At 71.8% G+C, this 16,800-nt stretch carries 19 protein-coding genes; 6 read left to right on the top strand and 13 right to left on the bottom strand.

All coding sequences use genetic code 11. The annotated features are described in order from the left end of the window. Positions 1-672, bottom strand: a 672-nt coding sequence (locus tag ACFWGZ_RS06965) for a hypothetical protein (protein ID WP_382450535.1), incomplete at its 3' end; no start/stop codon positions are given. A 36-nt stretch (positions 673-708) separates the two neighbouring features. Between ACFWGZ_RS06965 and ACFWGZ_RS06960 the strand changes: the two genes are divergently transcribed. Both ACFWGZ_RS06960 and ACFWGZ_RS06955 read left to right on the top strand, forming a co-directional pair. After that, on the top strand, positions 709-1,212 hold the full coding sequence (locus ACFWGZ_RS06960; protein ID WP_382450534.1) for a DUF6584 family protein: 504 nt from the start codon (positions 709-711) through the stop codon (positions 1,210-1,212). Beyond that, positions 1,209-2,060, top strand: a complete 852-nt coding sequence (locus tag ACFWGZ_RS06955; protein WP_382450533.1) for a serine/threonine dehydratase — start codon at positions 1,209-1,211, stop codon at positions 2,058-2,060. The genes ACFWGZ_RS06960 and ACFWGZ_RS06955 overlap by 4 nt, the downstream gene beginning before the upstream one ends. Before the next feature lie 223 nt (positions 2,061-2,283). On the opposite strand, the gene mnmA is transcribed toward ACFWGZ_RS06955, so the two are convergent. The 7 genes from mnmA to ACFWGZ_RS06920 form a co-directional block, all read right to left on the bottom strand. After that, positions 2,284-3,366 (bottom strand): tRNA 2-thiouridine(34) synthase MnmA, encoded by a 1,083-nt coding sequence (mnmA, locus tag ACFWGZ_RS06950; RefSeq protein ID WP_382450532.1) that lies wholly within the window; start codon positions 3,364-3,366, stop codon positions 2,284-2,286. Continuing rightward, a complete protein-coding gene (locus tag ACFWGZ_RS06945) occupies positions 3,363-4,532 on the bottom strand; it encodes a cysteine desulfurase family protein (protein WP_382450531.1) in 1,170 nt (389 codons plus the stop codon). The genes mnmA and ACFWGZ_RS06945 overlap by 4 nt, the downstream gene beginning before the upstream one ends. Next, positions 4,532-5,875 carry an MFS transporter gene (locus ACFWGZ_RS06940; protein WP_382450530.1) on the bottom strand — a complete coding sequence of 448 codons (1,344 nt, stop codon included), beginning with the start codon at positions 5,873-5,875 and terminating at the stop codon, positions 4,532-4,534. The genes ACFWGZ_RS06945 and ACFWGZ_RS06940 overlap by 1 nt, the downstream gene beginning before the upstream one ends. Beyond that, positions 5,832-6,704 (bottom strand): lysophospholipid acyltransferase family protein, encoded by an 873-nt coding sequence (locus ACFWGZ_RS06935; RefSeq protein WP_382450529.1) that lies wholly within the window; start codon positions 6,702-6,704, stop codon positions 5,832-5,834. The genes ACFWGZ_RS06940 and ACFWGZ_RS06935 overlap by 44 nt, the downstream gene beginning before the upstream one ends. Then, entirely contained in the window at positions 6,701-7,474 is a 774-nt protein-coding gene (locus ACFWGZ_RS06930; RefSeq protein WP_382450528.1) for a GNAT family N-acetyltransferase, read from the bottom strand. The genes ACFWGZ_RS06935 and ACFWGZ_RS06930 overlap by 4 nt, the downstream gene beginning before the upstream one ends. A gap of 144 nt (positions 7,475-7,618) precedes the next feature. Next, on the bottom strand, positions 7,619-8,572 hold the full coding sequence (locus ACFWGZ_RS06925) for an electron transfer flavoprotein subunit alpha/FixB family protein (RefSeq protein ID WP_382450527.1): 954 nt from the start codon (positions 8,570-8,572) through the stop codon (positions 7,619-7,621). 13 nt (positions 8,573-8,585) lie between these two features. After that, positions 8,586-9,368 (bottom strand): electron transfer flavoprotein subunit beta/FixA family protein, encoded by a 783-nt coding sequence (locus tag ACFWGZ_RS06920; protein ID WP_382450526.1) that lies wholly within the window; start codon positions 9,366-9,368, stop codon positions 8,586-8,588. A gap of 215 nt (positions 9,369-9,583) precedes the next feature. On the opposite strand from ACFWGZ_RS06920, the gene ACFWGZ_RS06915 reads away from it, so the two are divergent. After that, complete coding sequence (locus ACFWGZ_RS06915) at positions 9,584-10,426, top strand: DegV family protein (RefSeq protein WP_382450525.1); 843 nt, start codon at positions 9,584-9,586, stop codon at positions 10,424-10,426. Between the two features lie 65 nt (positions 10,427-10,491). After that, complete coding sequence (locus ACFWGZ_RS06910) at positions 10,492-10,638, top strand: hypothetical protein (RefSeq protein WP_330854941.1); 147 nt, start codon at positions 10,492-10,494, stop codon at positions 10,636-10,638. On the opposite strand, the gene ACFWGZ_RS06905 is transcribed toward ACFWGZ_RS06910, so the two are convergent. The 4 genes from ACFWGZ_RS06905 to ACFWGZ_RS06890 all read right to left on the bottom strand — a co-directional run bounded on the left by ACFWGZ_RS06905 (position 10,635) and on the right by ACFWGZ_RS06890 (position 14,216). After that, on the bottom strand, positions 10,635-11,441 hold the full coding sequence (locus ACFWGZ_RS06905; RefSeq protein WP_382450524.1) for an isocitrate lyase/phosphoenolpyruvate mutase family protein: 807 nt from the start codon (positions 11,439-11,441) through the stop codon (positions 10,635-10,637). The genes ACFWGZ_RS06910 and ACFWGZ_RS06905 overlap by 4 nt on opposite strands. A 318-nt stretch (positions 11,442-11,759) precedes the next feature. Next, a complete protein-coding gene (locus tag ACFWGZ_RS06900; protein WP_382450523.1) occupies positions 11,760-12,704 on the bottom strand; it encodes a hypothetical protein in 945 nt (314 codons plus the stop codon). Between the two features lie 10 nt (positions 12,705-12,714). Continuing rightward, positions 12,715-13,269 (bottom strand): hypothetical protein, encoded by a 555-nt coding sequence (locus ACFWGZ_RS06895; RefSeq protein WP_382450522.1) that lies wholly within the window; start codon positions 13,267-13,269, stop codon positions 12,715-12,717. Beyond that, positions 13,266-14,216, bottom strand: a complete 951-nt coding sequence (locus ACFWGZ_RS06890; protein WP_382450521.1) for a hypothetical protein — start codon at positions 14,214-14,216, stop codon at positions 13,266-13,268. Before ACFWGZ_RS06890 ends, ACFWGZ_RS06895 begins: the two co-directional genes overlap by 4 nt. A gap of 316 nt (positions 14,217-14,532) precedes the next feature. Here ACFWGZ_RS06890 and ACFWGZ_RS06885 point away from each other — a divergent pair, with 316 nt between their 5' ends. Further along, complete coding sequence (locus tag ACFWGZ_RS06885; RefSeq protein WP_382450520.1) at positions 14,533-15,375, top strand: DegV family protein; 843 nt, start codon at positions 14,533-14,535, stop codon at positions 15,373-15,375. 10 nt (positions 15,376-15,385) lie between these two features. Here ACFWGZ_RS06885 and ACFWGZ_RS06880 read toward each other — a convergent pair whose 3' ends face one another. After that, on the bottom strand, positions 15,386-16,021 hold the full coding sequence (locus tag ACFWGZ_RS06880) for a TetR/AcrR family transcriptional regulator (protein WP_382450519.1): 636 nt from the start codon (positions 16,019-16,021) through the stop codon (positions 15,386-15,388). Between the two features lie 113 nt (positions 16,022-16,134). On the opposite strand from ACFWGZ_RS06880, the gene ACFWGZ_RS06875 reads away from it, so the two are divergent. Continuing rightward, complete coding sequence (locus ACFWGZ_RS06875; protein ID WP_382450518.1) at positions 16,135-16,776, top strand: SRPBCC family protein; 642 nt, start codon at positions 16,135-16,137, stop codon at positions 16,774-16,776. Positions 16,777-16,800: the final 24 nt, after the last annotated feature.

The raw sequence follows: 16,800 nt of genomic DNA, 5'->3' as shown, positions 1-16,800 counted from the left end.
GGTCGCGACCGCGGGCACGGCGAGGCGGTCGGCGACCGCCGCGAGCGGGTTCGCGAGCACCTGGACCGCGATCGCCGCCGCGACCGTCGTGAAGGCGAGGAGGTCCGGGCCGCCGAACAGCACGACCTGCGAACCGAACAGCACCGCCGTGAAGCCCGCGACCACCAGCGACCGCAGCATGTCCGCGCGGATCGCCTCGCCCTCCTCGACGGCGTCGGTCACCGCGACCAGCACGCCGAACACGACGAGGTCGAACCCGATCATCGGCAGCGTCACGGCGTCGGGCAGGAGCCGCAGCAGGAAAGCGGCAGCAGAGAGGCCGAACATCACCCCGACGAGTGAAAAGTAAGTGCGTTTCCCTATGGCTGACACCGTCGCAGCGGTCAAAGGGAGCAAAACGACCCACGGCAGCCAGAACGCCGCGACGGCGAACGGCACCAGTGCGACGAGCCACCACCGGACCAGCTCCGGCCGGGCCAGCAGCAGGATCGCCCCCGTCCAGGCCAGCGCGGGCACCGCGAGCAGCACCGGGTGCGGCACGACGACCGCGACCGCGTAGCCGGTCAGGCCGAGACCCGCCCACCGCAGCAGGGGTTTGCGGGGGTCGCGGACGAGCAGGTAGAGCCCCAGCCACCAGGCGAGGCCGCAGACCAGCAGCGATAGGCCGAGCACGGGTCAAAGCTAGCCCCACCTGCAAAACTGTCGGTCATGCCGGTAGAGCTGACGCTCCACAAAGCGGCCGACGAGTTGCGGCGAGGCGACCTCGCGAGCGTGCTCCGCGCACGTCAACGCGTCGCGGGCCTGGTGGGCACGTACCCCCACCGGATCGATCTGCGCGAACGCCTCGCCGAGGTCTACCGCGTGCTCGGCCAGCCGGCCCAGGCGGGCCGCTGGACGTACCTGTCCGACGACCGCGACCCGGACGAGACCGCCGCCTTCGAACGGGCGTACCGGCGCGCGGAAGCAAGACTGGGAGCGCTCTCGTGGCAGGGCGCGGTCGAGGACGCCCCCACCGACACCGCCAGGACCCGCTTGGTCTCCCTGCGCGAGGAGGCCCGTGAGGAGCTGCGCCGCGAGCTCGACGCGACACCGGACGAGGAGACGTCGTGGGGCGGCTGCCTGGTCGTGATGGTCGGTGGCACGTTCGTGCTGGTGTGTTTCCTGCTGGGGATCGTGACTCTGGCGCAGTTCTTGTGGAAGCTGGTCACATGAGAGCGTTGTCGCAGTACGTCCGCCGCACCCCGGTCATGCACGCGTCCGTCGACGGGCGCCCGCTGGTGTTCAAGCTGGAGCACCTCCAGCTCACCGGTTCGTTCAAGATCCGCGGCGCGGTGCACAAGTTGCTGTCGCTCGGGGCGTCCGAGGTCGTCACGGCGTCCGGCGGCAACCACGGCATCGCCGTCGCCCAGGCAGCGCAGCTGCTCGGCGCGCACGCCACCGTGTTCGTCCCGGTGACCGCGCCGGAGACCAAGACGAAGCGCATCGAGGCGTTGGGCGCCAAGCTGATCCGCCACGGCAGCACCTACGCTGAGGCCGCGCTCGCCGCCCGCGGCCTCGGGCTCACCTACGTCGAGGCGTACGACGACCCGACGGTCATCGAGGGCCAGTCGACCGTCACGCGGGAGATCGTCGAGGACGTCCCGGAGGTCGACACGATCTTCGTCGCGGTGGGCGGCGGCGGGCTCGTCGCCGGTGCCGCGCTCGCGTCCGGCGGGCGGCGCATCGTCGCGGTGGAGCCGGAGAACTGCTGTGCGATGCACAACGCGCTGGAGACGGGCACGCCCGTCGACTCCGTGGTGAAGTCCGTGGCGGCGGACGCGCTCGGCGCCACCAGCGCGGGCCCGCTCGCGCTGGAGATCCTGCAGCGCAGCAACGTCACGTCGGCCCTCGTGACCGACGACGAGATCCTCGCCGCCCGCGACCGCCTGTGGGCGGACTTCCGGCTGGCCGTCGAACCAGCCGGTGCCGCGGCGTTCGCATCGTTCCTCAGGGGCGACGTGACGACTGAGCTGCCCTGCGTGCTCCTGTGCGGAGCGAACTCGGAGTGGCGTCCCAGCTAGAGCGCCGGAACCGCCGCGCCCCGAGCCGGCGCAGCGGCGACACGACCCAGACCGGCAGGTCGTCGCGACGGGCCTGACCGCTCAGCTTCCGCCGGTCCGCGGGGCTGACGAAGCACCGGAACGCGCTGCGGGCGCGAGCGGTCAGGTCGGACTGCGGGAACGCCGTGTCGATGAACGTCACGAGAGCGAACGCTAGAGCCGCTTCCCCGGCCCTACAAGCGATTTAGCCGGTCGCGTCGATGGTCGCGCTGGCCAGCACGACGTCACCCGCCGCGTCCTCGCGGTAGATCGCGACGGCCTGGCCGGGCGCGACGCCCTTCAGCGGCTCCCGCAGCTGCACGCGCAGCACCCCGCCGACGAGCTCGGCGACCGCCGGGGCGGTGCCGCCGTGCGCGCGGACCTGCGCCACGCACTCGACGGGCCCGTCGAACTCGACGTGCGCGACCGGCGAGGACGCGGAGATGCCCGTCACCGCGAGCTTCTCCACCGCACCGACGCGGACGTTGCCCGACACCGGCTCCAGCGCCAGCACGTAGCGCGGGCGGCCGTCCGGCGCGGGGCCGTCGATGCCGAGGCCCTTGCGCTGGCCCACGGTGAACTCGTGCACGCCCGCGTGGCGGCCCAGCACCGCACCCGTCGCGTCGTCGATCAGCAGGCCCGGCTTCGTCTCCATGCGGCCCGCGAGGAACTTCTGCGTGTCGCCGTCCGGGATGAAGCAGATGTCGTGGCTGTCCGGCTTCTTCGCGACCGACAGGCCGCGCGTGGCCGCCTCGGCGCGCACGTCGTCCTTCGTCGTGTCGCCCAGCGGGAACATCGCGTGCGCGAGCTGGTCCGCGGTGAGCGACGCCAGGACGTAGGACTGGTCCTTGCCGAGGTCGGCGCTGCGGCGCAGCTCGGGACGGCCGTCCACGAGGGCGAGACGCGCGTAGTGGCCGGTGCAGACGGCGTCGAAGCCGAGTGCGATCGCCTTGTCCAGCAGCGCCTCGAACTTGATCCGCTCGTTGCAGCGCAGGCACGGGTTGGGCGTGCGGCCGGCCGCGTACTCCGCGACGAAGTCCTCCACGACCTCCTCGGTGAAGCGCTCGGCGAAGTCCCAGACGTAGAACGGGATGCCCATCAGGTCGGCGGCGCGACGGGCGTCGTGCGCGTCCTCGACCGTGCAGCAGCCGCGCGCACCGGTGCGCAGCGTGCCGGGCTTCGCCGACAGCGCGAGGTGCACGCCCGTCACGTCGTGTCCCGCTTCGACGGCACGTGCCGCCGCCACCGCGGAGTCGACACCACCGCTCATCGCCGCGAGGACCTTCACCGCTCGACCACCTTCCGGGAACGCCTCATGCCTGCCAGACCCGCCGTGCGGGCCCTCTCCACCACCGGCCCGATCACCGACGCGAGCTTCTCGACGTCGGCGCGCGTCGACGTGTGCCCGAGCGAGAAGCGCAGCGACCCGCGGGCCAGGGCTGGTTCCACGTCCATCGCGACGAGCACGTGGCTCGGTTGCGCCACACCGGCCGTGCAGGCGGAGCCCGTCGAGCACTCGACGCCCTGGGCGTCGAGCAGCATCAGCAGGCTGTCGCCCTCGCAGCCGGGGAACGTCAGGTGCGCGTTGCCGGGCAGGCGGTCGGACGGGTCGCCGTTGAGGACCACGTCCGGCACCACCGCGCGCACCGAGGAGATCAGCTCGTCGCGCAACGCCGTCAGTTCGGCGGCGCGCTGCTCCTGCTCGTCGACCGCGATCCGCACCGCACGCGCCAGGCCGACGATCGACGGCACGTCCAGCGTGCCGGACCGCACGTCTCGTTCCTGGCCGCCGCCGTGCAGCAACGGCGCGCACTTCACGTCACGCGCCAGCAGCAGCACACCGACGCCGTAGGGGCCGCCGACCTTGTGGCCGGTCATCGTGAGCGCGGAGGCGCGGGACGCGGCGAAGTCGACCGGGATCGCGCCCACGGCCTGCACCGCGTCCGTGTGGAACGGCACACCGCGCTCCGCGCACACGCGGGCGATGTCGTGCACCGGGTTGATCGTGCCGACCTCGTTGTTCGCCCACATCGTGGTGACGAGGGCGACGTCGTCGCCGAGCGCGCCGGCCACGGACTCGGCGGACACGCGGCCGAACCGGTCGGTGGGCAGCCAGGTGACCTCGGCGCCCTGCTGCTCCAGCCACTCGACGGCGTCCAGCACGGCGTGGTGCTCGACGGCCGAGGCCAGCACGCGGCGCTTCCCGCTCGCCCAGTAGACGCCCTTGACCGCGAGGTTGTCGCTCTCCGTGCCGCCGCCGGTGAAGATCACCTCGGACGGCCGGGCGCCCAGGGCGTCGGCGATGGTCTCGCGGGCCTCCTCGACGGCCCGCCGGGCCCGCCTGCCCGAGGTGTGCAGCGACGAGGCGTTGCCCGTGGTGGACAACGCCTCGGTCATCGCCGCGACCGCCTCGGGGTGCATCGGGGTCGTGGCCGCGTGGTCGAGATAAGCCATCAGGGCTCAAGCGTAGCCCGCATGCGGGGTCCGGTCAGAATCGCTCCCACCACGGCCAACGCCGCCATGGACAGGTTCAGCACGACCACGCCCGCGGTCGGCGCGGTCGCGAGGACCAGCACGCCGCCGAGTCCGATCATGGCGGCCGAGCCGACCATGTCGGAGATCTGCAGCGCCGCCGAGTTGAAACCGCGGTCGGCCTCGGGTGATGCGGCCATCATGAGCACGCCGACGCTCGACGTGGCCATGCCCATGCCGGCTCCCGCGACGCCCCACAGCACCGGCGTCAGCCAGGCCGGGCCCCACGACGGTGCGATGAGCGTCACGGCCGCCATGCCCGCCGCGGTGAACAGGAACCCGGCCCGCACGAGCGTGTAGCGCTCGATCCGGGGATGCCGCGACGCCCAGTTCGACGCGCCCGCCCAGCCGAGCGCGCTCAGCGTCAGCGGCAGGCCGGACTCGAGCGGCGAGTAGCCGTGCACGACGGTCAGCGTGAGCGGGATGAACGACTCGACCGCGAAGAACGTGCCCGCGAGCATGCCGCGGGCGAGGATCGTGACGGGGAGACCGCGGCGGGCCAGCAGCGTGCCCTTGGGCAGCAGGATCCGCAGCGCGGGCGCCAGCAGCAGCACCGCGAGCGCGAGCAGCCACCACGTCCGGTGCTGCAGCGCCCAGCTCAGGCCCACCACGCCGAGCCCGACGGCCACCGCAGCGGGCGGCAGGTACTTCCGCACCGGCGGGGCCGCGGAGTGCGGGGGCAGGCCGCGCAGGACGGGGACCAGCAGCACGCTGCCGACCAGCACGAGCGGCACGATCGCGAGGAACACGAGCCGCCAGCTCAGGTGCTCGGTCGCCCAGCCCGCGACCGCCGGTCCCACGAGCGACGGGATCACCCAGGCCGCGGAGAGCGCGCCGAACACGGCGGGCCGGGAGGCCTCGGGGTAGGCGACGGCGATCAGCACGTAGACGGCGACGATCAGGAACCCGGCGCCGAAGCCCTGCAGCGCGCGCCCGGCGAGCAGCACGGTCATGGTCTCCGCCGTGCCCGCGACCAGGAGTCCCGCGAGGAACAGCACGACGCCGGCCAGCACGGCGGGCTTGGGGCCGCGCCGGTCCGACAGCCGGCCGGAGAACACCGTCGCCATGACGCTCGCCGCGAGGTTCGCGAGGAACGGCCACGCGTAGAGCGCCTCACCGCCGAGCTCGCGGACCATCGTGGGCATCGCCGTGCCGACCCCCATCGCCTCGAAGGCGAGCAGGGTGACCAGCAGCAGGATGCCCGTGGTGGGCCAGCGTCGGTCAGGCGACCAGAGGTGGGACGGCGCGGGCGCGGTGACTGTCACCCCTTGATGGTGCTATCTCCAGTTCGGTCGAGGTCAAGCGATTTGATTGCTCTTCGGCAAGTTTCGCGAGCTCCCGGCGCGTGCCCGCGCGGCCGGGCGCGATCTCGTCCAGCACGTGGACCTCGACGACCAGGTCCCGGACCTTGAGCACGCGGCGGATCGAGTCGACGAGGGTGTCGCCGCCGATGAACGCGGGCTGCGTCGTGGGGTGGTCGCCGATCCGGTAGCGCAGCACGATCGGCCGCACGGGCACACCGGCGTCGATCGCGGCCTGGAACAGCGCGGGCTTGTAGCGCCCGGACGCGAGCCCGCACCACGTGGTGCCCTCGGCGTGGATGCCGACCGCGCTGCCGCCGCGCAGCGCCACCGCGAGCTCGCCGACGGTCTTCGGCAGTTCGCGGAGCTTCTCGCGGTCGAGGTAGACCGTGCCGACGGCCGTGATGATCGGGCCGAGCACCGGCCAGCCCTTGATGTCCTTCTTGGCCACGAGCTTGATCGGCTGCACCGAGTCGATGGCGAGCTCGTCGAGCCACGACACGTGGTTGCTCACGACGAGCACGCCGCGTTCGGGGATCTCCTGGTACCGCCTGGCACCGTGCACGCGCAGCCGGACCCCGAACGCCCTGAGCACCGCGTGGAACCACAGGCGGACGACGTTCTCCCGCTGCCTGCTCGGCAGCAGGAGCGCGAGGGCGACCAGCACGCCGCACAGGATCGCGGTGACGGCGGTGACCGCGCGCCACACCTGCCTGATCCTGCCGACTTCCCGCGGTGACCCGCTGACGCAGCCGTCGCCGCACGGCGACGAGGGCATCCAGGCGTGGCTCATGCCGTCTCCCCCAGGAAGAACTTGAGGTAGCGCTGGTCCACCTGGTCCATGCCGAGCAGGATGAAGAGGTCGGCGACGCCGAAGTCCGCGTCGAGCGCGGGCCGTCCGCAGATCTTCGCGCCGAGCCGCAGGTAGCCCTTGAGCAGCGGCGGCAACGCGGTCTTCGCCGGCCGTTCGACCGAGTCGACGTCCCACGGGACGTGCGGCGTGACGCGGTACCGCGCGGGCGCCAGGTGCTTGGCCTGCACGACGTCCCACACGCCGGCGGCGAAGCTCCCCCCGTCCTGCAACGGGATCGAGGCGCACCCGACGAGCCACTGGTGGCCGCTCAGCAGCATGTACCGCGCGATGCCCGCCCACACGAGGCTGACGACGGCGCCGTTGCGGTGGTCGGGGTGCACGCACGACCGGCCGGTCTCGACCGTCGAGGACCGGATGTCGTCGAGGTTGGAGAGGTCGAACTCGCCGTCGCCGTAGAGGCGCCCGGCGTCCCTGGCGCGCTCGGGCGGCAGCATGCGGTAGCCGCCGACGATCTGGCCGGTGCGGTCGTCGCGCACGACGAGGTGGTCGCAGTGCTCGTCGAACTCGTCGACGTCGTGGCCGGGCACGGTGGTGTGCAGCGCCGCCCCCATCTCGCCGGCGAACACCTCGTACCGGAGCTTCTGCGCGGCGACGACCTCCGCGCTGTCGCGGGCGACGAGCAGGGAGTAGCGGGGCGCGTTCCCGTCCTGCTGGGCGGGGGTGCTGACAAGCAGTTCCGGCTGCGTCATGCGAACCAGGGTGATGCCGCACCGGCGAATGACAGCAGGTCTGCCCGATGACCGGTCGGTGGCAGGTCGGTGAACCGCCGGTGGTCGCGTGAACGCGACAGGGCCGCCCCGTGAACGGGACGGCCCTGGATCCGAGCGGGAGGCTCAGCCCTTGCGCTTCTTGACCTCTTCGGTCAGCTGCGGCGCGACGGCGAACAGGTCGCCCACGACGCCGAAGTCGGCGATCTCGAAGATCGGCGCCTCGGCGTCCTTGTTGACCGCGACGATCGTCTTCGAGGTCTGCATGCCCGCGCGGTGCTGGATGGCACCGGAGATGCCCAGCGCCACGTACAGCTGCGGCGAGACCGTCTTGCCGGTCTGGCCCACCTGGAACTGGTGCGGGTAGTAGCCGGAGTCGACCGCGGCGCGCGAGGCGCCGACCGCGGCACCGAGCGAGTCGGCGAGCTCCTCGACCGTGGAGAACTTCTCCGCCGAGCCGACACCGCGGCCACCGGAGACGACCACGGAGGCCTCGGTGAGCTCGGGGCGGTCGCCACCGACGACGGTCTCGCGGGAGGTCACGCGGGCGGACTTGGCGGCGTCCACGGACACGGAGACCGACTCGTCGAGGACGGCGTCCGCGGCGGACTCCTCGGCGTCGATGCCGCCGGGGCGGACCGTGATGACCGGGGTGCCCTTGCTGACCTTGGCCTTGACGACGAACGCGCCACCGAAGATGGACTGCACGCCGGTGCCGTCGGCCTCGACGTCCACGACGTCGACCAGCCAGCCGGAGTCGATGCGCACGGCGAGCCGGCCCGCGACCTCCTTGCCCTCGACGGTCGCGGAGACGAGCACCGCGGACGCGTTGGGGGCGAGGGACGCCAGCGCGTCGACCTTCGGGGTCACCAGGAAGGCGGCGGCGTCGTCGGACTCGACGGCGTAGACCTTCGCGGCGCCGTACTTGCCGAGCGACTCGCGGATCTTCGCGGCGGTGCCGGGAGCGCCCACGACCACGGCGGCCGGGGTGCCCAGGCGGCGCGCGGCCGTCAGCAGCTCGAAGCTGACCTTCTTGACCTCGCCGTCGACGTGGTCGACGAGAACCAGTACCTCAGACATGATTTCCCCTCCCTCAGATGAGCTTCTGGCCGACGAGGTACTCGGCGATCTTGGACCCGCCGTCGCCGCCGTCCTCGACGCGCTGGCCCGCGCTGCGCGGCGGCTTCGGCGAAGCCTCCAGCACCTGGGTCCACGCACCGGAGAGGCCGACCTCGGACGCGTCGATGCCGAGGTCCGCCACGGTGAGCGTGGAGACGGGCTTCTTCTTCGCGGCCATGATGCCCTTGAAGGACGGGTAGCGCGGCTCGTTGATCTTCTCGGTCACCGAGACCACGGCCGGGAGCGTCGCCTCGAGGAACGCGACGCCCTCGTCGGTCTCGCGCTCGCCCTTGATCGTGGTGCCCTCGACGGTGACCTTGCGCAGCTGGGTGACCTGCGGCAGGCCGAGCAGCTCCGCGAGGATGGCCGGGACGGCGCCCGAGCGGCCGTCGGTGGCCTCGTTGCCCGCGATGACGAGGTCGACGTTCTCGACCGTGCCGATCGCCTTGGCGAGGACCTTGGCCGTGGCCACCGAGTCGGAGCCGTGCAGCGCCTCGTCGTTGACGTGGATCGCCTTGTCGGCGCCCATCGACAACGCCTTGCGGATGGCGTCGGTCGCGCGGTCGGGACCCATCGCGATCACGGTCACCTCGCCGCCGTGGGCCTCCTGCAGCTGCAGGGCCTCTTCGACGGCGCGCTCGTTGATCTCGTCGAGCACGGCGTCCGCGGACTCGCGGTCAAGGGTGTGGTCGGCGTCGGTGAGCTTGCGCTCGGACCAGGTGTCAGGCACCTGCTTGACCAGGACAACAATGTTCATAGGTCCTCTTCGACCTCCTGCGGACGGGCGGCGACGCTTGCGCGGAGGACTCCAGAACCGCGCCGCCGGGTGTTCACGACCCTGCCATCACCCGGATGTTACCCGCCAGTAGCACCCCTGCAAACAGGAGCAAGCGCCCCACCAGCGTGACAGTTGTCACCCGGTGACGCCACCAACTGAGACCTACCCCATTCGGGCGACTAGGCTGCGCTGACATGTACCGGCGAGTAGCTATCGTGACGGACTCCACGGCCTGCCTCCCGGCTCAGCTGACCGACCGGCTCGGCATCGAGGTGGTGCAGATCCAGGTGCGGATCGGCGACCGCACCGACGACGAGTCCCGCGTCCCGGTTCCCGACCTGGTCTCGGCCATGCGGTCCAACGTGCCCGTGGCGACGATCCCGCCCGACCCCGGCGCGTTCTACTGGACGTACTCCGACCTGGCGGCGCAGGGCGTTCGCTCGATCGTGTCGATCCACGTGTCGGGCCGCCAGTCGGAGACCGTCGAGGCGGCACGGGAGGCGGCGGCCAAGGTCCGCATCCCCGTGCACGTGATCGACACGCACACGTGCGGGATGAGCATCGGCTACGCGGTCCAGGCGGCCGCGAAGGTCGCGGAGGCCGGCGGCACCGTGGAGCGGGTCCTCGCGACCGCGCAGGACCGCTTCGACAGGTCGACCGAGCTGATCTACGTGGACACGCTCGAGTACCTGCGCCGCGGCGGGCGCATCGGCGCGGCGACGGCCCTGGTGGGCGGCGTGCTGTCGATGAAGCCCCTGCTGACCATGGCCGACGGCCAGATCACCCCGCTGGACAAGGTGATCGGCGCCGACCGCGCGCTCAACCGGATGCTGGACATCGCGGCCAAGCGCGCGGGTACCGGCGAGGTGGACGTGGCCGTGGAGCACTTCGACGCGGAGGAGAAGGCCTCGCGCCTGCTGCGCACCCTGCGCCGCCGTGTGCCGAACGTCCGCCAGTTCATGCTGACGCAGGTCAGTTCGGCCATCGGGGCCCACGTCGGACCGGGTGCGCTGGGCATCACCGTTTCGCCGGTGTGACCACCGGGAACTCCAGGCGCGGTTTCGTCCGTTGAAATGGACGTAACGGACACCTGGAGGACCCGATGGCGTTCATGGACAAGATCACCCGGTTCCTGCGCAGCCCGCAGGGCCAGAAGCTGCAGACCAAGGCCCGGCAGATGGCCCAGGACCCGCGCAAGCGCGCCCAGGCCGAACAGCTGCTGCGCAAGTTCCGCGGCAGGAAGCACTAACGCTGGAACAGCGCGTTGAGATCGCCGTACGGAATGCCGTTCTCGACGCTGCTGTACGTGCCCAGGGTCAGCATCTCCTCCGCTGCCCGCCTGGCGACGGCGTAGGCGGCCTCGGCCACACCCGAGCCGAGGCTGACCCGCGCCACGCCCGCCTTCGCGAACTCGTCGACGGCGGGCGCGCCGGGCCACACGAGGACGTTGAGCGGCGCGTCGATGTTGTCCGCCAGCGTCTTCGCCAGTTCGAGGTCGACCACGCCGGGCACGAAGATGCCGCTGGCACCGGCTTCGAGGTACCGCGCCGCCCGGTCGAGGGTGTCGCCCAGCCTGCTCTCCGGTTCCCCGACGCCGCGCAGGTACACGTCGATGCGCGCGTTGAGGTAGATCTCCGGCGCGGCTTCTCGAGCCGCCGCACACCTTTCGGCCTGTTCCGCGGCGTCGCGCAGCCCACCGCCGAGACCGTCCTCGATGTTGACGCCGGACGCTCCCGCGTCCGCGATCGCCCGCACGGTCTGCGCCACCTCCGCCGCGCTCACCCCGAAACCCGACTCGATGTCGGCGGTCACCGGGACGTCGACGGCCCGCACGATCCTGGCCACCAGGTCCACCGCCCGGTCGCGGTCGAGCGCGTCGCCGTCGGGGGCACCGAGGCTCCACGCGACGCCGGCGCTCGTGGTGGCCACCGCCTTCGCCCCCGCTCGGGCCGTGACCAGGGCGGACGCGACGTCCCAGGCGTTGGGCAGGACCAGCGGGCCGGGTCGGTGCAGGGCGTGGAAGTGGGTGGTGCGGGCAGCGGTGGAAGTCATGATCGAGTGATATCAGCGCGGGGTGGGGCGGGTCCGGCGAGTTTCGGACAGGAACCGATGAGTTTCGGACACCGCTCTTTCGGACACTGCTCTTTCGGAGGCCGCTCTTTCGGGTTGGGCGCGGTCTTGCTGGGTGGTGGTGCGGTCTTGCTGAGGTGGTGGTGCGGTTGCTGTTCGCCGCTCGGCCGACGTCCGCCGCGGGCTGGCGCCTGCTCTCGGCCGCCGCTCGCCCGGCTGCTACCCGTACGCCGCCGGTTGTCACCCGACGGTCGGTCGCGGGCCGGCCCGGTTGCAGGCCTGTCCCAGCTTCAGGTCGCGCTAGTTGCTGTCGGCCTTGCGCCGCGCCTCTTCGAACGTCCGCAGGTAACGCCGGCGGAAGTCCTCCTTCTCCACCCACGTCGTCTGCTCGGCGGGCTGGGGCGCGGCCGGCGGCGGCAGCTCGGGACTGTCGGTGCTCACCGCTAGGCTTGGTTCGGGGGCTTCGCGATCCTCCAAGGGGGGCGCGGAGTCCCCATCCCGATCGTATCCAGCGGCACCGACAATTTTCGGCTCCTCGGCGGGCTCAGCCTCGGGCTCGGTTGCCCCGACGGGCGCGATCGCCCCGGCGGGCTCGGCTGCCCCGGCGGGCTCGGTTGTCCCAACGGGCTCGACCGCCTCGACAGGCTCGGTTGCGTCAACGGGTTCCTCTGCCGCACCAAGTTCCGCTGCCGCACCGAGCTCCGCCGACCCGACGAGTTCCGCCGATCCGACGAGTTCCGCCGACCCGACGGATTCCGCTGCCCCGACAGACTCCGGCGCCTCGGCCGGTTCCGGCGCGGTTGCCACCACCGGTTCCGGCGCACGCTCCAACTCCGACGCGCGTTCCGACTCCAGCACCCGCTCCGACTCCGGCACCCGCCCCTGCTCCGGCAAGCGCCAAGACCCGGACTCACCCCCGCGCCCACCCGCGGACCGCGACCCAACCGCGGACTCCGGTTCCGCCACAGCGGACTCCGCCTCCGCGACCGGCACCGCCAATGCCGCCAGAGCCGGTTCCCACTGCCGCAACCCCACCACCGGGTTGCGGTGGATCGGCCGCGTGTCGTAGTCGGCCACCGGTTCCACGGCCGCGGGCTTCGGCGCCCACGCGCGTTCCGCTGGCGCGTCCGCCGTGGAAGCCGCGGAAGATGCGGCGTCTTCGCGGCGCCGCACCAGGACGTACATGGCGGCTGCCCCGAGGGTGAAGGACAGCACGCACAGCCCGAAGACGATCCCGACTGCCATTGCCAGGCTCCTAGCTGATGAGGACGTCGATCTGAGGTCCGAAGTCCGCCGGCGGACCCCAGACGGGGTCCACGATCACGCGGGTCGTGATGTCGCCGCCCACGCCCTGCTCCGCCAGGTACCGGCGCACCAGCCCGGCGCGTTCCAGCGCGAGCACGTCGCAGCGGTGCGAGGCCGTCTCGCCATTCCAGGCGTGTGCCACCAGCGTCACCGAGCCGGTGGCGTGGCGCAGGACGGTGGCGAGCGAGCGTTGGACGGCCTCGCCGCGGCCCACCAGCAACGCCGTGCCCGGCGCGAAGGTGATGCCCTTGACGGCGTGCTCGTCGAACAGGTCGCGCACGGACTGCTGCGCCGCGGTCGCCGAGAGCACCAGCGGGGCGGCGGGTTCCATGCGTTGTGGCGCGACGAAGTCCGGCACCGGCACCGGGCCGGACAGCACCGCGGGTGCGGCGGGTGCGGACGACAGCGCCGTCTCCAGTTCCTCGCCGTAGACCGAGAAGCCGAGCGCCGTCACCGAAGCGGGCACCATCAGCGCACCGGCGGCCAACGGCGCCCAGCGCTTCACGACGCGGCCACCTGTTCCGGGATGTGCAGCGGGGTCACGCGGTCGGCGGCGGCCGAGAGGGCCGTCCTGGCCGCGGCCAGTTGCGCGTGCACGGCGCGGCGGAGCTCGTGCAGTTCGTCGGTGCGTTCGGCGACCTCGGCCAGGCGGCGGTTCGCCTCGCGGCACGCCACCTTCACCACGAACTCGGCTCGCGCCTTGGCGAGCGCCTCCTGCTCCCGCAGGTGCTGCGCGGCCTCGTTGCGGCGGCGGGTCGTGGTGAGTTCGAAGAACTGCCGCGCCTTCTCGCGCTTGCGGTCGGAGTCGGCCTCCAGCGCGTTGCACTGCAGGGCGGTCTCGCGCAGCAACCGGTCGGCGTCGGCCTGGGCCTGCGCCACGGCCTCCCCGCACTCGCGCTCCACCTCGTCGGCGCGCTGGCGGTGCTGCGCCTCGAGGTCGGCGCAGCGGCGCTCCATCTCGACCTCGAGCCGGTCCACCGCCGCCGCGCGCGACGCGCAGTCCTGCCGGGTGGCGTAGAGCTCGGACTCGGCCTCGGACCGCATCGCCGCCGCCTCGCGTTCGGCTTCCGCGCGCAACGCGGCCAGCTCGACGCCGGTGCGCGCGCGGAGGTCCCCGCATTCGCGTTCGGTCTGCAGGCGCATTTCCGCGGTCTCGTCCTCGGCGAGGCGGAGCATGCGGTGCATGCGTTCCGTCGCGCTCGCGTGCGAACCGGACGTGGTCTCCAGGCGTTCGATCCTGGCGCGCGCCTCCTCGAGGTCCTGGCGCGTCATTTCCAGGAGCTTGCGCAAATCGGCCGCCTGCGCCAGGGCCTCCGCCCGGTCGAGACTCGTGAACCGCAGCTGCTCTTCGAGATTCTCGATGTGCTCGATGACCTGACGCCGGTGAAAACCTCGGTACACAACGTCGAAAGCGGTGTGCAGCGGAACTAGTTCCTGCTCTTTTGCACCCATGGTCACCTACTCGCTCAACCGGGCCGAAGATTGGGCGGAGCTTACCCATGCCCGTTACGCCCAACCAGCGTCGACAAAGGACGAAACGGTACAGCGAACCGGGCGGGGAAACCTGTCCTTGCAGCGCAAACGAGAGTTCTCTAGATCAACTCCAAAGAACGAGCAGTCACCCGATGGTGTCAAGGCTCGACCCATTTCGGTGGGGTTACTCCGCGCGTTCGCCGCGCACGGAAAGCAACCACCCAGTCTGAGATCACACGAATTGCCTTCCATCGTTGGTGGCTACCGCGATCACGCTTCGTTAACCTTCTCGTTCGTGCCCTCACGAGTAGCCGTCGTCACCGACTCGACCGCATCGCTGCCCGCCCGCCTCGCGGACCGGTTCGACATCATCACGGTCCCCGCGCAGATCAGGATCGGGTCGGAACTGGTCGACGAGGGCCAGCTGGCTCCGGACGGCCTGCTCCGCGCGATGGAGGAGCAGATCCCGATCACGACGCAACCGCCTGGTCCGGACGCGTTCTCCTGGGCCTACCAGGACGCGTGGGCCAGGGGCGCGGAGACGATCGTGTCGGTGCACGTGACACCGAAGCTCTCCGCGGTGGTGGATTCGGCCAAACAGGCGGCGGCCAAGTCGCGCGTGCCCGTGTTCATCGTCGACTCGCACTCGACGGGCATGACGCTCGGGTTCGCAGCGCTCGCGGCCGCACGGGTCGTGCAGTCGGGCGGCGACGCCGAGAACGCGCGCGCCGTCGCCGAGCAGCGCGGGCGCGGCGCCACCGGGCTCATCTACGTCGACACGCTGCAGTACCTGCGCCAGTCGGGCCGGATCAGCGCGGTGGCGAAGCTCTTCGGCGACGCGCTGTCGGTCAAGCCGCTGCTCACGGTCGTGGACGGCGAGGTCAAGCCGCTCGACCGGGTCCTCGGCCGGGACCGGGCCCTGGGCAGGCTCGTCGACAGGGCCGTGGCGCTCGCGTACGGGCGCAACGTGGACCTCGCGGTGGAGCACCTCGGCGCCGAGAAGGACGGACACGTTCTGCTCCAGCAGCTGCAGAAGCGGATCCCGAACGCGCGCGACATCGTGCTGACGCAGGTCAGCGCGGCCATCGGCGCGCACGTCGGCCCCGGTGCGCTCGCGGTGACGGTCTCGCCCTTCTGACCCGCGGGGCCTACAGGGCCGCGACCTCCTCCGCGAGGAGCAGGCCCGGATCGATCCCCATCGGCGCGAAGTGGCCGGCGAGCTCCAGTGAGAGCACCCCCTGCACGCGCGTCCAGAACGACAGCGCGCGGTGCACGGTCGCCGGCGACGCCGGAACGGCGGCCGCCCAGCCGCGCCCCGACCCCAGCTCGTCGTCGAACGCGCTCCCCCGCTCCCGGCCCGGCGGGCAGGCGCAGACCTCCAGCAGCACGGCGAGGAGCTCGTCCGAGATCGCGGTGATGTCGTCCGGCGCGTGGTAGCCGGGCACCGGCGTGCCGTAGATCAGCAGGTACCGGTGGGGGTCCGCCAGCGCCCACGCCCTGATCACACCGGCCAGCGCGGCCGCGGTGGTGCCGTCGTCGGCCGCGGCGCGCGCGGCGTCGGCGAGGCTGCGGTAGGCGTCCCGGATGAGCGCGGTGATCAGCTCGTCCCGGTTCGTGAAGTACCGGTAGAGGGCCGGTCCGCTCATGCCCATCTCCTTGGCGATGGCGTTGAGGGACAACGCGGTCACGCCCGCCGAGGCGATCTGCGCCCACGCGAGCCTCTTGACCTCCTCGCGCACCTGCTCCCGGTAGCGCTCCCGCGGGCTCCGCGCCGAGTCCGTCATCCGTTAGACCCTCTCACTTTCGTTATTGACTCCTGCACGGAAGCACTCTACCGTCTAGTTCCAGTTACAACCTCTAACCAACGCGATTGCTTCTAGCAACAGGAGACGTTCCCATGACCCGCACCCGTTCCGCCCTGACCGCCCTCGCACTGGGCACCGGCCTGCTCGCCGTCGCCGCCTGCCAGAGCGCACCGACCGGCGCACCGGCCCCCACCAGCACCGCCGCAGTCCCGACGGGCGCGGTGACCTGCGGCGGCAACGGCATCAACACCGCCACGAAGCTCAGCCACCGCACGGAGACCCGGATCAACGCGCCGCTGAGCACGGTCTGGGAGACGCAGACGTCGATCGACGGCTGGCCCAGCTGGCAGAAGGCGGTCGCCACCGCGAAGAGGGCGGACTCCGGCGCGCTGCGGCCGGGCTCGAAGTTCGAGTGGACCTCCCCGGCGCCCGCGACCGCGACCACGCCCGCCACGACGCTGAACATCACCTCGACCGTGCTCGACGTGAAGGAGCGCGAGTGCGTCCGGTGGCGCGGACCGGCGATCGGCCAGGGCCTGAGCATCGACGAGGGCGTGCACGTCTGGACGTTCACCGAGGTCGACGGCGGCGTGCTGGTCCGCACCGAGGAGAGCTGGGCCGGTCCGCAGCTCGAGGCCGACCCGGCGACGTCGATCACCTATCTCGCGCCCGGCCTCGACTTCTGGCTGGCCGACCTCAAGGCCACCGCCGAAGCCCGTTCCCCGCAGAAGTGAACCCGAGACCACGAGGAGAACCCG

It is taken from the genome of Lentzea sp. NPDC060358 (assembly GCF_042725365.1).
Classification (GTDB): Bacteria; Actinomycetota; Actinomycetes; order Mycobacteriales; family Pseudonocardiaceae; genus Lentzea.
The sequence above is the reverse complement of the archived record's forward strand: the minus strand, read 5'-3'. Positions and strand labels throughout refer to the sequence as shown.

Excerpts from the sequence above, each read along its gene's own strand:
- ACFWGZ_RS06960 (WP_382450534.1), top strand. The coding sequence starts at position 709 with ATGCCGGTAGAGCTGACGCTCCACAAAGCGGCCGACGAGTTGCGGCGA.
- ACFWGZ_RS06875 (WP_382450518.1), top strand. The coding sequence starts at position 16,135 with ATGACCCGCACCCGTTCCGCCCTGACCGCCCTCGCACTGGGCACCGGC.
- ACFWGZ_RS06920 (WP_382450526.1), bottom strand. The coding sequence starts at position 9,368 with ATGAACATTGTTGTCCTGGTCAAGCAGGTGCCTGACACCTGGTCCGAG.
- ACFWGZ_RS06880 (WP_382450519.1), bottom strand. The coding sequence starts at position 16,021 with ATGACGGACTCGGCGCGGAGCCCGCGGGAGCGCTACCGGGAGCAGGTG.
- ACFWGZ_RS06890 (WP_382450521.1), bottom strand. The coding sequence starts at position 14,216 with ATGGGTGCAAAAGAGCAGGAACTAGTTCCGCTGCACACCGCTTTCGAC.
- ACFWGZ_RS06905 (WP_382450524.1), bottom strand. The coding sequence starts at position 11,441 with ATGACTTCCACCGCTGCCCGCACCACCCACTTCCACGCCCTGCACCGA.
- ACFWGZ_RS06935 (WP_382450529.1), bottom strand. The coding sequence starts at position 6,704 with ATGAGCCACGCCTGGATGCCCTCGTCGCCGTGCGGCGACGGCTGCGTC.
- ACFWGZ_RS06900 (WP_382450523.1), bottom strand. The coding sequence starts at position 12,704 with ATGGCAGTCGGGATCGTCTTCGGGCTGTGCGTGCTGTCCTTCACCCTC.
- ACFWGZ_RS06910 (WP_330854941.1), top strand. The coding sequence starts at position 10,492 with ATGGCGTTCATGGACAAGATCACCCGGTTCCTGCGCAGCCCGCAGGGC.
- ACFWGZ_RS06930 (WP_382450528.1), bottom strand. The coding sequence starts at position 7,474 with ATGACGCAGCCGGAACTGCTTGTCAGCACCCCCGCCCAGCAGGACGGG.
- ACFWGZ_RS06925 (WP_382450527.1), bottom strand. The coding sequence starts at position 8,572 with ATGTCTGAGGTACTGGTTCTCGTCGACCACGTCGACGGCGAGGTCAAG.
- ACFWGZ_RS06955 (WP_382450533.1), top strand. The coding sequence starts at position 1,209 with ATGAGAGCGTTGTCGCAGTACGTCCGCCGCACCCCGGTCATGCACGCG.
- ACFWGZ_RS06945 (WP_382450531.1), bottom strand. The coding sequence starts at position 4,532 with ATGGCTTATCTCGACCACGCGGCCACGACCCCGATGCACCCCGAGGCG.
- ACFWGZ_RS06915 (WP_382450525.1), top strand. The coding sequence starts at position 9,584 with ATGTACCGGCGAGTAGCTATCGTGACGGACTCCACGGCCTGCCTCCCG.